2 protein-coding genes are annotated in these 1,677 nt (G+C 64.3%); one reads left to right on the forward strand and one right to left on the reverse strand.

Annotated elements, in window-relative coordinates; all coding sequences use genetic code 11:
* Positions 1–633: hypothetical protein (locus ACTWPW_RS64035; protein ID WP_443175012.1), on the reverse strand; the 633-nt coding region annotated here is incomplete at its 3' end.
* Positions 634–1,327: 694 nt separating this feature from the next.
* Between ACTWPW_RS64035 and ACTWPW_RS64040 the strand changes: the two genes are divergently transcribed.
* The gene (locus ACTWPW_RS64040; RefSeq protein ID WP_443175013.1) at positions 1,328–1,552 is read left to right on the forward strand and encodes a hypothetical protein; all 225 of its coding nucleotides are present in this window, start codon (positions 1,328–1,330) and stop codon (positions 1,550–1,552) included.
* Positions 1,553–1,677: the final 125 nt, after the last annotated feature.

A 1,677-nucleotide genomic window follows, 5' to 3' on the forward strand; every position in this document is an offset into this window, starting at 1 on the left:
ACCAGTCGTCTGAGACGCGAACTGGTTGCCCGACCAGATCAGTCCCGACCCCTGCGATGGAACCGCCGGATCATGCTGCACCTCGATATTGATGCCCACAGCCCGGCTATCGGGGTCGGACACCACCGCCGACAACGTCGGCTCCAGCGTCGAGGTGACCCACGTACCCGAACTCAACGTCCCCGGCGACACCTGCAACGACGAAACAGTCGGGACACCCGCCGCCACGGCTACTGCGCCGCTCGAAGGCCCCACCGGATTCTGCACGGCGGACCACGGCTCCTGCCCGCGGGACACCGCCTCCAGAGAGTCGACCTTTACCGCATTCTTGTGCCCAGGAACCGGCGGAGGATCCTTCAGCCCCTTCACCTCGGAACTCACCGTCGAGCCCGCCCGCTCCTCCAGCGGCAGAGCACCCTTAGGCCGCTTCGGATCACGCTCCACCGATTTGTCGACGGCCTCAGTGACCTCCGACGAAACCAACGTCGGCAACCGGCCCGCCGAACCCAACTGCTGACGAGGAGTCTCAGGCGCAACCTGGGCTGTGCTCTGGTCCACCACGGCTGCCTGAGCCGACACGGGCAACGCCGAGAACAGCAAAAGACCAGGCATCATCGCCACGAGAAAGATCAAAGACTGCCACGTTCTCCGGGCAGCCACAGGCAAGCGACGCTGCATACGCCGTCACGCTCCGAACCACAACGAGGCACACCACTGGGGATGCCAAACCTCGCTCCACCCCACCCGGCAGGCGTGTCCTGACTCGTGCGGCTCTGGAGCACTGACCAAACGGGCAAAGCGTAACTATCGTGCGATCAAGCAACAAGAGGCATTCCAGTGATCAAAAGCGCACGGAATGCGACGTAGCGGATGTATGTGCGCACGCTTGCGCATCAATGCTTGCCAGGCTGTACTTGTCCTCCCGAGACGTCCGGAAGGCCGGGTTGCTGGCACGCTCGTCAGCTTCAGCGGATGAACGCCTTCCGGCCGTAGACAGGGGGTAGGCGGCCTCGTCGACCACAACGGTCTCGAGTCCAAGAACAGCGGGATCCAAGGGTGGGCGCATGAGATGTCGGCATGTTCGCGCTGACCCGCGGGGCTATCGCAGCGTGATCGCCACGTCCGACCGTGGCCTGGCCGTCGCTGGCAGGCTCAGCGTAGCGGTACAGCTGTATGCGCAGAAGGCGAAGGCATGGGCGCGAGTCGGAGACCGCCGCCAGGTCGAAGTCGCGCTCGACCAGGGCACAAAGTCCTGGAAAACCTCCCGATTTCGGACAACCTCGACAACCACTTCACCATCGACCCACTCAAGTACGACTTCTACAGCATGGACGCCTACCGCATCCTCGGAGAGAACGAGCGCGCCGAGCTGTACGCGAACGAGGTGATCCGGGCCCACACGAGCACGAACGGCGAGGAACTGGCGCCAATGCGGATCTCCGAGGCGCGTCTGACACTCGGAGTGATCGCGGCCCGGCGCGGCGACGTCGAGCAGGCGGTCGGATACGGTCGCCAGTCGCTCCAGGCCGAGCGGCGATCGCTCCCCACTTGATCATGTCGTCGAGAGAGCCGGTGCGCGCAGTGGGCACCGAGCATGCCCACCAGCCAGAGGTACCGGCGTACCTGGAGAGCTGCGCGATATCACGTCCGAGCATGTACGAGGTCAATTGGCGTCCA

This window comes from Nonomuraea sp. KM90, from assembly GCF_052246675.1.
Taxonomy (GTDB): domain Bacteria; phylum Actinomycetota; class Actinomycetes; order Streptosporangiales; family Streptosporangiaceae; genus Nonomuraea.